Origin of the sequence: Luteibacter sp. (assembly GCF_036499525.1) — a bacterium.
Taxonomy (GTDB): Bacteria; Pseudomonadota; Gammaproteobacteria; order Xanthomonadales; family Rhodanobacteraceae; genus Luteibacter.
In genome coordinates this window covers 1-14,946 of sequence record NZ_DASYDO010000050.1, presented here as the reverse complement: position 1 = coordinate 14,946, position 14,946 = coordinate 1, and the positions used below count along the sequence as shown (strand labels likewise).

Genomic DNA, 14,946 nt, shown 5'->3' with positions numbered 1-14,946 from the left:
CACCGGGCAGCCCACCAGTTCTTCGACGCGGCGGACATATTTGATCGCCTGCGCCGGTAAATCTGCCCAGGAGCGCGCTTTGGCGGTGGGTTCGGCCCAACCGTCGATGGTCTCATAGACCGGCTCAACCCGCGCCTGCGCGCGTTCGCCGCCGGGAAGATAGTCGATATCGCGGCCATCGAGCTTATAGCCCGTGCAGACCTTGATCTCCTCGAACGTATCGAGGATGTCGAGCTTGGTCAGCGCCAGCCCATTGATGCCGGACGTGCGTACCGTCTGCCGCACCAACACGGCGTCGAACCAGCCGCAGCGGCGCGCGCGCCCGGTGACGGTGCCGAATTCGCGGCCGCGCTCGCCGAGCTTCTTGCCGACGGCATTATGCATCTGGTCGGTGGGGAACGGCCCATCGCCGACACGCGTGGTGTAGGCCTTGCAAATGCCGAGCACGAAATCGATGGCATTAGGTCCGACGCCCGCGCCGGTCGCCGCCTGCGCCGCCACCGTGTTGGACGAGGTGACGTACGGGTATGTGCCGTGGTCGATGTCGAGCAGCGCGCCTTGCGCGCCTTCGAAAAGGATGCGCTTGCCCTCGCGCACCTTGGCGTCGAGTAGCGACCAGACGGTGTCCATGTAGGGCAGCACTTTTGGCGCCAACGCTTCAAGGTCGTCATAGATCGCCTTGGCCTTGAATTCGGCGAGGCCGTTGCCACGGCGCAACGCGTTGTGATGCGAGAGCAGCCGTTCGATCTTCTGCCCGAGCGATGGCAGATCGGCGAGATCCATGAAGCGGATGGCGCGCCGGCCGACTTTGTCCTCGTAAGCCGGCCCGATGCCGCGCTTGGTCGTACCGATGCGCGTATTGGCGTTGGCGGATTCGCGGAAAGCGTCCAGTTCCTGATGCAGCGGCAAAATCAACGGCGCATTCTCGGCGATGCGCAGGTTGTCCGGCGTGACCGCGATACCCTGTTTCTTGAGCTGAGCGATTTCGGCGAGCAGCGCGTGCGGGTCGATGACCACGCCGTTGCCGATGACCGAGAGCTTGCCGCCGCGCACCACGCCGGACGGCAGCAGCGACAGCTTGAAGGTTTCGCCGTCGACCACCAGCGTGTGACCGGCGTTGTGGCCGCCCTGGAAGCGCGCGACGGCGCCCACGCGTTCGGTGAGGAGGTCGACGATCTTACCCTTGCCTTCGTCGCCCCATTGCGCACCGAGAATGACGACTGACTTGCCCATATGACGGTTCTCTTCGTTTCGTTGCCCTGGCGGGCGATAAGGATTCAGTATTAGCGCTGGCGGCCCGGGCCGTCGTTGAGATAGCGCAGGAATTCGGAATCGGGCTTCAGGACGAAGGTGCCCTTGCCGTCGGCGAAGGCCTTCCGATATGCCGCGAGGCTGCGATAGAACGCGAAGAACTCGGGATCCTGGCTATAGGCCTGGGCGTAGATGGCAGCCGCCTGCGCGTCGCCGTCGCCCTTCACCTTGGTCGCCTCACGATTGGCGTCGGCCAGCAACACCAGCTTCTGGCGATCGGCATCGGCGCGAATGGTTTCGGCACTCTCCTGGCCCGTGTATCGCAGCTCGTTGGCGAGCTGCAGGCGCTCCGCGCGCATGCGCTTATAGACCGAGCCGCTGACTTCGTCGGGCAGGTCGATGCGCTTGATCCGCACATCGACCACGGCGATGCCGAGGTTCTTGCGGGCGGCGGCGTCGGTCTGCTGGCGCACGCGCTCGGTAATGTCCTTGCGCCCCCCGGCGATCAGGTCCTCCAGCGGCCGAGCGTTGAACTCATAGCGCAGCGCGTCCTTCACGATGGGGGTGAGACGCTGAACTGCCTGCACCTGCTCGCCCGAGGTGGCGCGGTAATACGACGCGTTGTCGGCGATGCGCCACTTCACATAGAAGTCGACGTTGACGCTCTTCTTTTCCAGCGTGAAGTAGCGCTCGGGCTGGGCGTCCAGGCCAAGGATGCGGTTGTCGAAGAGCATCACCTGCTGCACGACGGGGATCTTGAAATGGAGGCCGGGTTTGTAGTCCGCCCGTACGATGCGGCCGAACTGCAGGAGTAGCGCGTTCTCGCCTTCTTTCACCACGAAGGTGCTGTTGAACCCGAGCAGCAGGAGCGCGACGACGATGAGGCCGGTAACAAATTTCACTGGACGGCCCCCGGTTGCTGATTCGGATTGGCATCGGTGGTCGCGGACTGGATAACCGTGCCCACACCCGGCACGTTGCGTACCCCGGCGTTATTCGGTTCCACCGGCAACTGGATGATGTTCTTGCCGTTGCTGCCGTCGATGACCTTCGGATTGCCCGCCATCACGTCCTCAACGGTTTCCAGCCACAAGCGGCGACGGGTCACGTCCGGTGCGGAACGATATTCCTTTAGCAACAGGTTGAAGCGTTCGGCGTCGCCGTTGGCACGGGCGATGCGCTCCACGCGCTGCGCGTCTGCCTCGGCGGCAATACGCGCGGCGTCTCCCCGGGCCACCGGCACCACCTGGCTTTCGTAGGCGCGGGCCTTGTTCTCTTCGCTCTGCTTGTCTTCGCGCGCGGCGTTGACGTCGTCGAAGGCGTCCTTCACTTCCTTGGGCGGCGACACGTTCTGGAAACTGACCCCGGTGACCAGGATGCCGGCATCGTACTTGTCGAGCGTGGCCTGGAGGATGTCGCGGGTCTGCTGCTGCAGGGTTTCCTTCGCGGCCGGGGCGACGCCGGCGGCCGGCGCCTGGGCAGGCGCGGGCGTGTCGACGCCCGGCGTGGTCAGGATGTTGTCCATGATGTTGGCTCCGACCACCGAACGCACGGCGGCCTCCGCCGCGTTGTGGATGGTGTTCTCTTCGCGATCGGCGTTGGAGTAAAGGAACTTCCGTGCGTCGGACACCTGGTACTGCACGTTGAAATCGATGGCGATGATGTTCTCGTCGCGCGTGAGCATGGAGACGTTGTCCGACACCGAGCGCACCTGGGTGGTCTCGACCTTGGTGACCGTCTCGATGGGGCTCGGCGCCTTCAGGTGGAAGCCTGGGGGCAGGATGCGCGAGAACTGGCCGAAGCGCAGCACCACGCCGACCTGACGGGCGTCGATCACCGTATAGCTGGATACCAGCAACCAGGCCACGATGAAGACGAGCACCACGGCGGCGATGCCGCCGCTACCTGCGCCGAACCGGCCGAAGCGGGCCCTGAGGCTCTTGAGCACACTATCGAAATCGGGCTTGCGCCCGTTCGACCGGTTGCGGTTCCAGGGATCCTTCTGGCCGTTGCCGGGTTCATTCCAAGCCATGGGCGGCAGTCTCCTTCGGGGACCGGAGGGTGGGTGGCTTCAAAGCCTCGGGGAAAGCGCCTATGGGGCACGCAAACACTGCAAATTCTATCAGATGGCTGCAAGCTTCGCGTAGGAGCGCGCCCTGCGCGCGACAGGTTTCGAGGCTGGGCCCCCGAGCTGGAGCGCCGGCTTGCGGACAGGTGCGAAAACCTGTCGCGCGCAGGGCGTGCTCCTACAGGGCCGGCTCGATCAACTCGCGCAGCGATCGTGCGTCGATATCGTCGCCCAGCAACGGCGCCAGGACCGAGCGCGGCGCGTCGATATCGAGGTGCCAGCCATGCTCGTCAACGGCCTCACCGGCGATCGCGCCTGCCGCCTTCAGCCGGGCATGCAGCCGACCGGCACTGAGAGGAAGCTCAAGACCGGCCCGGATACGTTCACCGCCGAGGAGCTCTCCCAGCGCCTCGCGCAGGCCGTCCAGCCCCTCTCCCGTGGCGGCGGATAGCCAGACCTGTCGCGGCTTGCCGTCGTCCCCGCGGTCGATGCGGGGCGTGGCTTCCACGAGGTCGATCTTGTTCATCACCGACAACTGGGGCACGTCCCCGGCACCGATCTCCTCGAGCACCGAGTTCACGACCCTGCCCAGCAGTTCGCGCTCCTCGTCGGAGGCGTCGCTGACATGGATAAGGAGGTCCGCGTCGCGAGCTTCGGCCAGAGTGGCGCGGAACGCCGCGACGAGGTCATGCGGCAGTTCGCGGATGAAGCCGACCGTATCGGCCACCACGGCAGGGCCGCACGCGAGCCCGTCGATCTTGCGTACCGTGGGATCAAGCGTGGCGAACAGCTGGTCGGCCGCGTACACACCACCGGTGGTCAACACATTGAAAAGAGTGGATTTGCCTGCGTTGGTGTAGCCGACAAGGGCCACGCGCGGCACGGTATTGCGCAGGCGCGCGCGGCGCTGCTGGTCGCGCTGCACCCCGACCTTCTCCAGGCGCCTGGTCAGCATCTTCACCCGCTCCGCGAGGAGGCGGCGGTCGGTTTCCAGCTGGGTTTCACCCGGGCCACGGTTGCCTATGGCGCCGCCGCGCTGGGCGTCGAGGTGGGTCCACCCCCGCACGAGGCGCGTGGCCAGGTGCTTCAACTGGGCCAGTTCCACCTCCAGCTTGCCTTCGTGCGAGCGGGCCCGCTGAGCGAAGATGTCCAGGATCAGGCCCGCGCGGTCGACCACGCGCGCCTTGAGGTGCTTTTCGAGGTTGCGCTCCTGCACGGGGCTGAGCACGTGGTCGACCAGGACCAGATCGGCCTCGAGCGCGCGTACGGCCTCGGCCACCTCTTCCGCCTTGCCGCTGCCGATGTAGAAACGAGGGTTGGGCACGTCCACGCGCGCCGGGATGCTGGCCAGGATCTCGGCACCGGCCGAGGACACCAGTTCGGCGAATTCCTCGCCGCGACGGACCGCATCGCCTTCGCCGCGGGAATGCGGCAATACCAGTACGGCGCGCTCGCCTTTCTTTTGTCTGTCGAACACTTAGGGGAATGACCTCATGTGGAGTAAGGGTGCGCGTAGCCCGGGAGCATACGCGCACCCATTCGTCTCTATATGGGATTCCGCCGAAGGCCCCTCAACCCTCGCCGTCGCCAGGCGCGGCATCCCCGTGGTTCTCGTGGCCGCCGACCCGTACGTTCCGGCTCGGGACGACCGTGGAGATGGCGTGCTTGTACACCATCTGGCTCACCTGGTTGCGCAGCAACACCACGAACTGGTCGAACGACTCGATGGTGCCCTGCAACTTGATGCCGTTCACCAGGTAAATGGCGACCGGTACACGCTCGCGGCGCAGTGCGTTCAGAAATGGATCTTGCAACGATTGCCCTTTGGACATTCTTTTTCTCCCCTACGCTACTCATACGGGTCCGGGTAAAAAAACGCCTGACGACGCCCCGGCCCAAGTGCCCTGAATCTTAACTGCTTTTAAATGCCCGCTGGAAGCCGCGATCGTGATGGCTTCGGCATTCCAACGAACTGCTCCACCGCACGCTTGACCTCGGGCAACGGATCCCCCCGGTCCGGGTCAAACGTTCGGGCGTCCATCTCGCCGCGCAGCCAGGTGATCTGCCGCTTGGCGAGTTGACGAGTGGCATAGATACCACGGTTGCGGAACTCCGTGGCATCGCCTTCACATTCGAGATACTCCCACGCCTGCCGGTAACCCACCGCGCGGATGGCGGGCAGGTCGGCGTGAAGGTCGCCGCGGTCGCGCAAGGCGCGCACCTCGTCAAGAAAGCCCGCGGCCAGCATGCCGTCGAAACGCTGTTCGATGCGCTCGTGCAGCGTGCGGCGATCCCCCGGCAGGAGCGCGAGCTTCAGCACTCGCCAGGGGAAGCGAACGGCGCTACCGCCCTGCTGCAGTTCGGTGAGCGGCCGCCCCGCAAGTTCCATCACTTCAAGGGCACGCTGGATCCTCTGGGCGTCGCCGGGCCGAATTCGTGTACCCGCCACCGGGTCGAGTGCGGCCATCCTTGTGTGCATCGCACCCCAGCCGACCACCAATGCTTCCGCGGCTAATCGCTCGCGCAACGCGGGGTCCGCCTGGGGAAGATCTGACAGGCCGCGCTGCAGCGCACGGAAGTACAGACCGGTGCCGCCGACAAGCAAGGGTACCCTGCCCTCCGCGGAAATGCGCTCCATGGCGGCCACGGCATCGTCGCGGAACTCGGCGGCGGAATAAGGCTCGGCAGGATCACGGATGTCGACGAGCGCATGCGGGTAGCGCACAAGCGTGGCGGCGTCGGGTTTGGCCGAACCGATATCGAGCCCGCGATAGACGAGCGCCGAATCGACACTGAGGATGCCGGCAGGGAACATGTCCGCCAGCGCGCAGGCAAGCGCCGTCTTGCCCGAAGCGGTCGGGCCCATCAGGAAGATGGCGAGGGGGCGGTCGTCGATGGTCATGCGTGAAGGCGTGGTGGGCAAAGGCAAGGTTACCGGCGCTGGGCACGCGTTGACCAGCGCAACGCAAGTGCATGTCGCACAAGGTCGAAAAGAAGTTGTCCACATGCTTATGCAGCGGGTATCCACACTGGCTGTGGATATCGTTCGCGGATCGTACTTTCCGACGACCTGGCCATTTAGTAATCAGGTTGACGCAAGTGCATGGCGCGCAAGGTCGAAACCAAGTTGTCCACATGCTTATGCAGTGAGTATCCACACTGGCTGTGGATAGATGCCTTTCGCTCCTGCAAAGGCAGGGGCCTGGAGACCCACGTATCACTCATGCGAAAACGCTCATCGCGCTATCGATGTAGGAGCGCGCCCTGCGCGCGACATGTTTTGGGGCCATGACTTCGAGTGGCGCGCTAGCTCTGGGACTGAGGCGAAGGTCTGTCGCGCGCAGGGCGCGCTCCTACATGTTCGCTGGCGCATTGGGAGGGGACTCGTCGTCGGGTGCCGCCCTGGGAGAGAATGGCGCAGAAGGCGAAGGGCGAGCGAGCACTTGGCGGCCTTGGGGGCGCGCGGCGGCTCCCCTGCCTCACCCCCACAACGCAACACGATGGCAAAGCCGGGCCGGCCAAATGCGGCGGAGCCGCTGAGACATGAGTCCGCAACAGCGGGGCTATCGTTTAGCTCGCCTGCGCGATCGGGGGCAACGAGACGTTGGCGATGCCGCCTCCGCCCCTGGACGGGCCCGATGCGGCTGGCAATGGCGCGGCGCACCACGAAGCGGGGGCATCGGGTCATATAATGATGGTTTCGGTCCGCGCCGCGGACCTTCCCCACCCGGAACCCAAGAGCCCCATGCAGCAGACGATGAAGGCGCTGGTCAAGCGCAAGCCAGAGCAAGGCATCTGGATGGAAGAAGTGCCCGTGCCGCTGGTCGGCCCGAACGAAGTCCTGATCAAGATCGAGAAGACCGCCATCTGCGGTACGGATCTGCACATCTACAAGTGGGACGAATGGTCCCAGCGCACGATCACGCCCGGCCTCACCATCGGTCACGAATTCGTCGGCCGCGTCGCCGAGATCGGCCCGGGCGTGACCGGCTACAAGATCGGCGACCGCGTGTCAGCCGAGGGTCACATCGTGTGCGGCCACTGCCGCAACTGCCGCGCCGGTCGCCAGCACCTCTGCCCCAACACCTTCGGCATCGGCGTGAACCGCAACGGCGCGTTCGCGGAATACATGACCATGCCGGCGTCGAACCTGTGGCCCATCCCGGACCAGATCCCGTCCGAGCTGGCCGCGTTCTTCGATCCGTACGGCAACGCCGCGCATTGCGCGCTGGAGTTCGACCTGATCGGCGAGGACGTGCTCATTACCGGCGCCGGCCCCATCGGCATCATCGCCGCGGGCATCGCCAAGCACGTGGGCGCGCGCAACGTCGTCGTCACCGACGTCAACGACTACCGCCTCAAGCTGGCTGCCGACATGGGCGCCACGCGCGTGGTGAACGTCGCCAACCAGTCGCTCAAGGACGTGGTGAAGGACCTGCACATCGAGGGCTTCGACGTGGGCCTGGAGATGAGCGGCAATCCGCGCGCGTTCGGCGACATGCTCGAGTGCATGTACCACGGCGGCAAGATCGCCATGCTCGGCATCATGCCGCGTGGCGCCGGCATCGACTGGGACAAGGTGATCTTCAAGGGCCTCACCCTGCAAGGCATCTACGGCCGTCGCATGTACGAGACCTGGTACAAGATGACCCAGATGGTTCTCACCGGCTTCCCGCTGCAGAAGGTGCTGACGCACCAGATCGCTATCGACGATTTCCAGAAGGGCTTCGACCTGATGGACGCCGGCCAGTGCGGCAAGGTCGTCTGCTCCTGGACGTGATCCGCGTTGCCTGATCCGCTCCTCCAACGGGGTTCCCGGCGAGTACACTCCGCCGGGGAATCCGGGTTGTCCGAGGAGTTGGCGGCATGGAAACACGCAAGATCAGGGGAAGGTTGTATCTGGACCAGGGCCGGGAGCGTGCCCTCGCCCTTTATCGGTCACGACGGACGCGGCGCATCCTCACCGGTGTCGTCGTCGCCCTGGTCGTTTTCGGCCTGCTTGGCTTCTTCGCCGCCCCGCCCCTGATCCGTGCGCAGGTGGAGTCACGCGCCAGCGCCGCGCTGGGGCGCCCCGTGACGATGGGAGGGCTTTCCCTCAATCCCTTTACGCTGAAGCTCAAGATCGAACGCCTGCACATCGGCGAAGCGGACGCCAAGTCGTCCTTCGTGGATGTAGACAAGATCACCGCGAATGCCTCATGGGCGTCGCTCTTCCGCGCCGCCCCGATCCTCGACGCGCTCGAGGTCGACGGGCCGAAGGTGCACCTGCAACGGACCGCGCCGCAGCGCTTCAACTTCTCGGATATCGTCGATCGGCTTGCTTCGGGTCCGGTCACGTCCGACGAAGCAACGGCCCGCTTCGCCGTCTCCAATATCGCCATCCACGGGGGTCAGGTCGACTTCGACGATCGCGTGCTGGGCGCCACGCATCGCATCGACCACATCGAACTCGGCATTCCCTTCATCGCGAGCCTGTCCAGTGCGACGGACATCTACGTGCGCCCGTTGCTGGCGATGAACGTGGATGGCAGCCCACTTCGCGTCGAGGGGCAGACCAAGCCGTTCGCCGACAGCCACGAATCGCTCGTGAGCTTTCATCTTGACCATCTCGACCTGCCCCGCTACCTCGGTTTCGTGCCCACGCCGCTTCCGGTGGAGGTGCCCAGCGGCAAGCTGTCCGGCCTGCTCGACCTGCGCTTTACCATGGCGGATGCGAAGCCGCACGTGATCCTGAGCGGCCGCCTGATAGTCGACGACCTCAAGGTCACCGGCAAAGACGGAGCACCCTTCCTCGAACTGGGCCACGGCGACGCGGCACTCACCGCGCTCGAGCCGCTCACATCGCGTTATCGCCTCGGCACCGTCGCGCTCGACCGATTCGGCGTGCGTTATGCGCGCCTGCCGGACGGCCGCAGCAATGTCGACGCGTTGACCGGCAGTTCATCCACGCCCCCGCCAGCCGATGCGAAACCCACGGATGTGCGTGTCGACGCACTGGTGCTCAAGGATGCCCGCATCGAATATGCCGACCTTTCCGCTCCTGCGCCCGCTCACCTGCTGCTGGAAGGCGTGCAAGGCGGCATCCATGGCCTGAGCACGGTGACCGCCCCCGTGGCGAACCTCGACCTCACCGCGCGAATGGCCGGTGGCAACGTCGCGACGAAGGGCACGCTGGATCTCGCCGCCAGCCGCTATACCGGCACGCTTTCGATGGCGAACGTGTCGCTCGCGGCCCTGATCCCACTGGCGCCGCCTCCGCTCGATGCCGACTTCACCGGCGGAAGCCTCGGGGCGAACGGTGAGCTGGCGCTCGACTGGCGCGAAGCGGCCACGGTACGGATCGCCAAGGCGCAGGCGAACGTGGACGGTTTCCGGCTCGTTCCGCGCAACGGGCGCGCCGCTCCGGTGACCTGGAAGTCGATGAAGGCAGCGATCGTCCTTGTCGATCTTGCCACCAGCGAAGCGCGCCTCGACAGCCTCACGCTCGACGGCCTCGCGCTGGACCTGCGGCGCCTCGCCGACGGTAGCCTCGACCTGGCCCACCTGATGAAGGCGGCACCGGCGTCGCGAAAGCCGGAAGCACCCTCGGCGGCGTGGCGATGGAGCATCGGCCATGTCGGCCTCGGCGATGGCATGCTGACGCTGCGCGATCCGAAAGTGAAAGGCCAGCGCAATGGCATCGAGCTGAAAGCCACGGCATTCGGTATCGACGGACTGTCCGACGACATGAAGCAACCGGTGACCCTCGATCTCAAGGGAGCGCTGGGCAAGGGGGCATTCACCGTCACGGGCAAGGTGAAGCCACGGCCGCTCGACGCGCAACTGGAGGTCAAGGCACGCCAGCTCAACGTGGCGCCGCTGCAATCGCTCGTGACCGTGCCCCTGAACGTTCGCATCGCCAGCGGCCTGCTGAGCCTCGACGGCCGCGTTCGATACGCGGACCGGGGCGCGGCGCCTGCACGCATTGCCTATCGCGGCGGAGCGACCCTGGGCCGCGTCCGCGTGCTCGACAAGGTCACCGACGCGGACTTCCTTCGCTGGAACGCGCTGAGCGCATCGGGCATCACCATCCGCCTCGGCGAAGAGGCGCCACACGTCGATATCGGCGGCCTCGCGATGGACGACTTCTATGCACGCGTGATCATCAATGCGAATGGACGGCTGAACCTGCAGGACGTCGTCGCCAATCCGGACGCGACGGGCGCGGTTTCGGTGACCGAGGCACGCGAGACCGCCGCACCTGCCCCGGCGCCCACGCCCACCGCCTCGGGTCCCACCCCGGTGGCCATGGTCCCCGCGGCGGACATCCGCATCGGCCAGGTCAGCCTGACCAAGGGTCACCTCAATTACACCGACAACTTCATCAAGCCCAACTACACCGCCGACGTGACGCGGCTCACCGGCAAGATTGGCGCCTTCGGCACGACCGGTGGCGCGGCGCCCGCGGAGCTGACCCTGCAGGGCCAACTCGACGACAATGCGCCCGTCGACATCAGCGGCACGGTCAATCCCCTCACGCCGGTGGCGTTCCTCGACATCACGGCCAAGGCAGAAGGTATCCAGCTCGCCAACCTCTCGCCCTATTCAGGCAAATACGCCGGCTATCCGATCACGAAGGGCCGGCTCAATGTCGACGTCCACTACCTGCTCGATCAACGCAAGCTGACCGCCGACAACCACATCTTCATCGACCAGCTCACCTTCGGCGACCGTATCGAGGGGCCCGGGATCACGCACCTGCCCGTAAAACTGGCCGTGGCCTTGCTGAAAGACAGCGAGGGTCGCATCGACGTACGCATTCCTGTCAGTGGGTCGCTGGACGATCCCCAGTTCAGTGTCGGCGGACTGGTCTGGCGTGCCATCGGCAACCTCATCGTAAAGGCCGTGACGTCGCCGTTCCGCCTCCTGGCGTCCATCGGCGGTGGAGGCGGACGCCAGGATCTCGGCTACGTGGAATTCCCGCCCGGCTCCGCGGTACTCGATGCCGACGGACAGGCCAAGCTGGCGGACATCGTGAAAGTGCTGGCCGCTAAGCCTTCGATCAACCTCGACATCGTCGGTCGCGTCGATCCATCAAAGGACGAAACCGGCCTGCGCACGGTGATGGTGGACGATCTCATCCACCAGGAGCAGGTGAACGCCAAAGACGACGAAACCACGCCGCCGACGGACGAGGAGCGTGAGAAGTATCTCGAACGGGCCTATCGCCACGCCTCGTTTCCGAAGCCGAAGAATGTGATCGGCCTGAGCAAGTCCCTGCCGCCCGACGAGATGCGCTCCCTGATGGAGGCCAATATGCCGGTCGACGCCGACGCCCTGCGCCACCTCGCGGAACGCCGGGCCGGGGCCGTGCAGCAATGGCTCCAGGGCAAGGTGGACGCCAAGCGCGTGTTCGTCGTGGCGCCCAAGACGGATGCCAAGGGCATCGACGACGGCGGAAAGACGACGCGCGTGGATTTCGGCCTGCACTGAGACGGGATGTCCGGTTTTCTCATCCGGGTAAAGGCCCCACAATAGGAGTTCTCCTATACCCAAGGCCTAACCGACCATGACCTACCCTGGCCAGTCCCGTTTCGTCAGCGAACTCGAATCCATCCGCGAGCAGGGTCTGTTCAAGCATGAACGGGTCATCGTCTCGCCTCAGTCGGCCGAGGTCGAACTGGAAGGGGGCCGCAAGGTCCTCAATTTCTGCGCCAACAACTACCTTGGGCTGGCCGACCACCCCGGTGTGATCCAGGCGGCGAAGGACGCGCTGGACACGCACGGTTTCGGCATGGCCAGCGTGCGCTTCATCTGCGGCACACAGGACCTGCACAAGGCGCTGGAGCGGCAGATCGCCGACTTCTTCGGCACCGAGGACACCATCCTCTATGCCGCCTGCTTCGACGCCAACGGCGGTCTCTTCGAGCCGCTGCTGGGTGAAGAGGACGCCGTGATCTCAGACGCGCTGAACCATGCGTCGATCATCGACGGCATCCGCCTGTGCAAGGCCAAGCGCTTCCGCTATGCCAACTGCGACATGGCTGACCTCGAGGCGCAGCTGCAGGCGGCCGACGCTGCCGGCGCACGCACCAAGCTGATTACCACCGACGGCGCGTTTTCCATGGACGGCTTCGTCGCCCCGCTCGACCAGATCACTGCGCTGGCCCGCAAGTACGGCGCGCTCGTGCACATCGACGAATGCCATTGCACCGGCTTCCTCGGCGACACCGGCCGCGGCTCCGCGGAACTGCATGGCGTGATGGACAAGATCGACATCTTCACCGGCACGCTGGGCAAGGCGCTCGGCGGCGCGCTCGGCGGCTTCACGACGGGTCGCCGCGAAGTGATCGAAATGCTGCGCCAGCGCTCGCGCCCGTACCTGTTCTCGAACTCGCTGCCGCCTCACGTGGTCGCCGCGGGCATCAAGGTGTTCGACATGCTCGCCACGGCCGGCGAACTGCGCGAGAGGTTGAAGGAAAACACCCGCTACTTCCGCGAGAAGATGACCGAAGCGGGTTTCGATATCCGCCCCGGCCAGCACCCGATCGTGCCGGTGATGATCTACGACGCGAAGCAGGCCCAGGCCATGGCCTCGGAACTGCTCGAGGAAGGCATCTACGTTACCGGCTTCTTCTTCCCCGTCGTGCCGCAGGGCCAGGCGCGCATCCGCACGCAAATGAGTGCGGCGCATACGCGCGAGCACCTCGATCGCGCCATTGCCGCGTTCACCAAGGTCGGCAGGAAGCTCGGCGTGCTGGAGGGCTAACGCCGACGCAGCGCCGTCACCTCGCCGGCGTCCAGGTGGCGCCACTGGCCCTTCGGCAATCCGCCGAGGGCCAGGTTGCCAATTGCGATCCGCACCAGCCGCTGCACGTCGAAACCCAGGATCGCCAGCAGTCGCCGGATATGCCGGTTGCGGCCTTCGTCCAGCGTGACCTCGAGCCATGCGTTGCGCTCGCCCTGGCGCAACAACGAGGCCGCGCCGGCGCGCAATACGTCGCCGGCATCGACGACACCTTCCAACATGGCGGCAATGGTTGCCTCGTCGGGTTTTCCCGCCACCTGCACGTGATAGGTCTTCGGCACATGCGTGGCGGGATCGGTGATACCCGCGGCCCACACGGTGTCGTTGCTCATCAACAGAAGGCCTTCGCTTGCCTTGTCGAGCCTTCCTACCGGTCCCAGCCAGGGCAGCCCAGCCGCTTCCAGGAGTGAATACACGGTATCGCGCCCGCGCTCGTCCGCAGCGGATACAACGATACCGCGCGGTTTGTTCAGAGCAACGTAAGCAGGCGCCGGCGCCGATGCCGACGCGCCGTCCACGTCGATCCGTTCATGCCCGGCGATCGGCCATTCCGGCTCGCGAACGACACGCCCATCCACGCGCACACGTCCTTCCCGCACCATCCGTTCGCCCTGGCTGCGCGAGCAGATGCCGCGCTTCGAGAGAGTGCGTGCAAGACCGTGGACGGGAGTGGAGCGACGGCGCGGAGGCAGAGACATGCAGCGCAGGATAACGGATCGCAAGGCCAACGACCTTGCCGGACGTCTGCCGGTATCGCGCATGGGACGCCTACACTGGAACACCGTGCAAGGCATCAATAACCGCATCAAGGTCATGAAGCTCGTGGCCTACGGTTACCGCGACAGCGCGTACTTCTTCCTCAAGATCCGCGCGGCCTTCCCCGATAATGCGTGAAGAATCGGGTAGGGAGCCGGCTAACCCGGCCCCCTCCCACACCACCGTACGTGCGGTTCCGCATACGGCGGTTCACGAGTGACGCTGGAGATGCCGGCTGCTATCGACCAGTGAGACCAGTCGCAGCCGGTCGAAGAAGCGTTTGGGGAAGGCGTGATTCATGTGGCTGGCACCGCTGTTCCACCACGGGCCATGCCCGTTGCGGGCCGAGTGCCAGGCCCTTGCCTCCGCCAGACCACCGCGGCGCAGTAACACGGTACGTCGCTGACACGTCTTGGCCTGTCGCCATAGCTGGCAACGCAGCCGACGCCGCAACCATCCGTCGAGGTCCTTCCATACCGCCTTGTTCTCGCTGAGCTGGAAGTAGCCGATCCATCCCCGAAGCACTGGATTCAGTGTTTCGATGGTGTGGATAAGACTACGTCCACGGCCCTGACGTAGTAACGCGCGCACACGGCCGGTCAGGCGGGACACACTTTTCGGTGCGACCTTGAGTCTGATCCGACCACTGGCATAGGTCAGGGTGTATCCCAGAAACGTCCGTTTCCAAGGGCGGTCGCAGGCACTTTTCGCCTCACTGGCGAGCAGTCGCAGCCGGTCCTGAAGGAAGGCCTTCATGCTCGCCATAACCCGCTGCCCTGCCGCTTCGCTGCGGACGTAGATGTTGCAGTCGTCGGCGTAGCGGCAGAACGCGTGTCCACGTTTCTCCAGTTCGCGATCCCAGTCGGTAAGCAGGATGTTCGACAGCAACGGCGACAGCGGCCCGCCTTGCGGCGTGCCGTTATCGCGTGCCGTGGACACCCCGTCACGCATCAGGCCCGCTTCCAGATAACGACGGATCAGCTTGAGCACCCGCTCATCGTCGATGTGCCGGGCCACCCGCGACATCAGAATGTCGTGGTTGACCTGATCGAAGAACGCTTCCAGATCGATGTCCACCACCCAT

The 14,946-nt window shown here is 65.2% G+C and carries 11 protein-coding genes and 1 pseudogene; 4 read left to right on the top strand and 8 right to left on the bottom strand.

Translation table 11 applies throughout. The features are described 5' to 3' along the window. The 6 genes from VGM71_RS09555 to miaA all read right to left on the bottom strand — a co-directional run. A partial coding sequence (locus VGM71_RS09555) for an adenylosuccinate synthase (RefSeq protein ID WP_331544447.1) occupies positions 1 to 1,233 on the bottom strand: 1,233 nt, incomplete at its 3' end. Positions 1,234 to 1,283: 50 nt separating this feature from the next. Next, entirely contained in the window at positions 1,284 to 2,153 is an 870-nt protein-coding gene (gene hflC / locus VGM71_RS09550; RefSeq protein WP_331544445.1) for a protease modulator HflC, read from the bottom strand. Further along, entirely contained in the window at positions 2,150 to 3,283 is a 1,134-nt protein-coding gene (gene hflK / locus VGM71_RS09545) for an FtsH protease activity modulator HflK (protein WP_331544443.1), read from the bottom strand. The genes hflC and hflK overlap by 4 nt, the downstream gene beginning before the upstream one ends. A gap of 214 nt (positions 3,284 to 3,497) precedes the next feature. Continuing rightward, a complete protein-coding gene (hflX, locus tag VGM71_RS09540) occupies positions 3,498 to 4,796 on the bottom strand; it encodes a ribosome rescue GTPase HflX (RefSeq protein WP_331544441.1) in 1,299 nt (432 codons plus the stop codon). Between the two features lie 94 nt (positions 4,797 to 4,890). Next, a complete protein-coding gene (hfq, locus tag VGM71_RS09535) occupies positions 4,891 to 5,151 on the bottom strand; it encodes an RNA chaperone Hfq (RefSeq protein ID WP_331544439.1) in 261 nt (86 codons plus the stop codon). A gap of 89 nt (positions 5,152 to 5,240) precedes the next feature. After that, positions 5,241 to 6,221 carry a tRNA (adenosine(37)-N6)-dimethylallyltransferase MiaA gene (gene miaA, locus VGM71_RS09530; protein ID WP_331544437.1) on the bottom strand — a complete coding sequence of 327 codons (981 nt, stop codon included), beginning with the start codon at positions 6,219 to 6,221 and terminating at the stop codon, positions 5,241 to 5,243. 843 nt (positions 6,222 to 7,064) lie between these two features. Here miaA and tdh point away from each other — a divergent pair. From tdh to kbl, 3 genes are all read left to right on the top strand, one after another. Continuing rightward, the gene (gene tdh / locus VGM71_RS09525) at positions 7,065 to 8,099 is read left to right on the top strand and encodes an L-threonine 3-dehydrogenase (RefSeq protein ID WP_331544435.1); all 1,035 of its coding nucleotides are present in this window, start codon (positions 7,065 to 7,067) and stop codon (positions 8,097 to 8,099) included. Between the two features lie 86 nt (positions 8,100 to 8,185). Further along, positions 8,186 to 11,791: a DUF748 domain-containing protein gene (locus tag VGM71_RS09520; RefSeq protein WP_331544433.1), complete on the top strand. Its 3,606-nt coding sequence runs from the start codon at positions 8,186 to 8,188 to the stop codon at positions 11,789 to 11,791. A 76-nt stretch (positions 11,792 to 11,867) separates the two neighbouring features. Beyond that, positions 11,868 to 13,067, top strand: a complete 1,200-nt coding sequence (kbl, locus tag VGM71_RS09515; RefSeq protein ID WP_331544431.1) for a glycine C-acetyltransferase — start codon at positions 11,868 to 11,870, stop codon at positions 13,065 to 13,067. On the opposite strand, the gene VGM71_RS09510 is transcribed toward kbl, so the two are convergent. Continuing rightward, positions 13,064 to 13,804, bottom strand: a complete 741-nt coding sequence (locus tag VGM71_RS09510; protein WP_331544429.1) for a pseudouridine synthase — start codon at positions 13,802 to 13,804, stop codon at positions 13,064 to 13,066. The two genes, kbl and VGM71_RS09510, sit on opposite strands and share 4 nt — an antisense overlap. An 85-nt stretch (positions 13,805 to 13,889) precedes the next feature. On the opposite strand from VGM71_RS09510, the pseudogene VGM71_RS09505 reads away from it, so the two are divergent. Continuing rightward, positions 13,890 to 14,000 (top strand): annotated as a pseudogene (locus VGM71_RS09505) (transposase); the annotation flags it as partial. 72 nt (positions 14,001 to 14,072) lie between these two features. Here VGM71_RS09505 and VGM71_RS09500 read toward each other — a convergent pair. Continuing rightward, positions 14,073 to 14,946: reverse transcriptase domain-containing protein (locus VGM71_RS09500; RefSeq protein WP_331544427.1), on the bottom strand; the 874-nt coding region annotated here is incomplete at its 5' end.

Coding starts and splice junctions, on each gene's coding strand:
- hflK (WP_331544443.1), bottom strand. CDS start 3,283: ATGGCTTGGAATGAACCCGGCAACGGCCAGAAGGATCCCTGGAACCGC.
- hfq (WP_331544439.1), bottom strand. CDS start 5,151: ATGTCCAAAGGGCAATCGTTGCAAGATCCATTTCTGAACGCACTGCGC.
- miaA (WP_331544437.1), bottom strand. CDS start 6,221: ATGACCATCGACGACCGCCCCCTCGCCATCTTCCTGATGGGCCCGACC.
- tdh (WP_331544435.1), top strand. CDS start 7,065: ATGCAGCAGACGATGAAGGCGCTGGTCAAGCGCAAGCCAGAGCAAGGC.
- VGM71_RS09520 (WP_331544433.1), top strand. CDS start 8,186: ATGGAAACACGCAAGATCAGGGGAAGGTTGTATCTGGACCAGGGCCGG.
- kbl (WP_331544431.1), top strand. CDS start 11,868: ATGACCTACCCTGGCCAGTCCCGTTTCGTCAGCGAACTCGAATCCATC.
- VGM71_RS09510 (WP_331544429.1), bottom strand. CDS start 13,804: ATGTCTCTGCCTCCGCGCCGTCGCTCCACTCCCGTCCACGGTCTTGCA.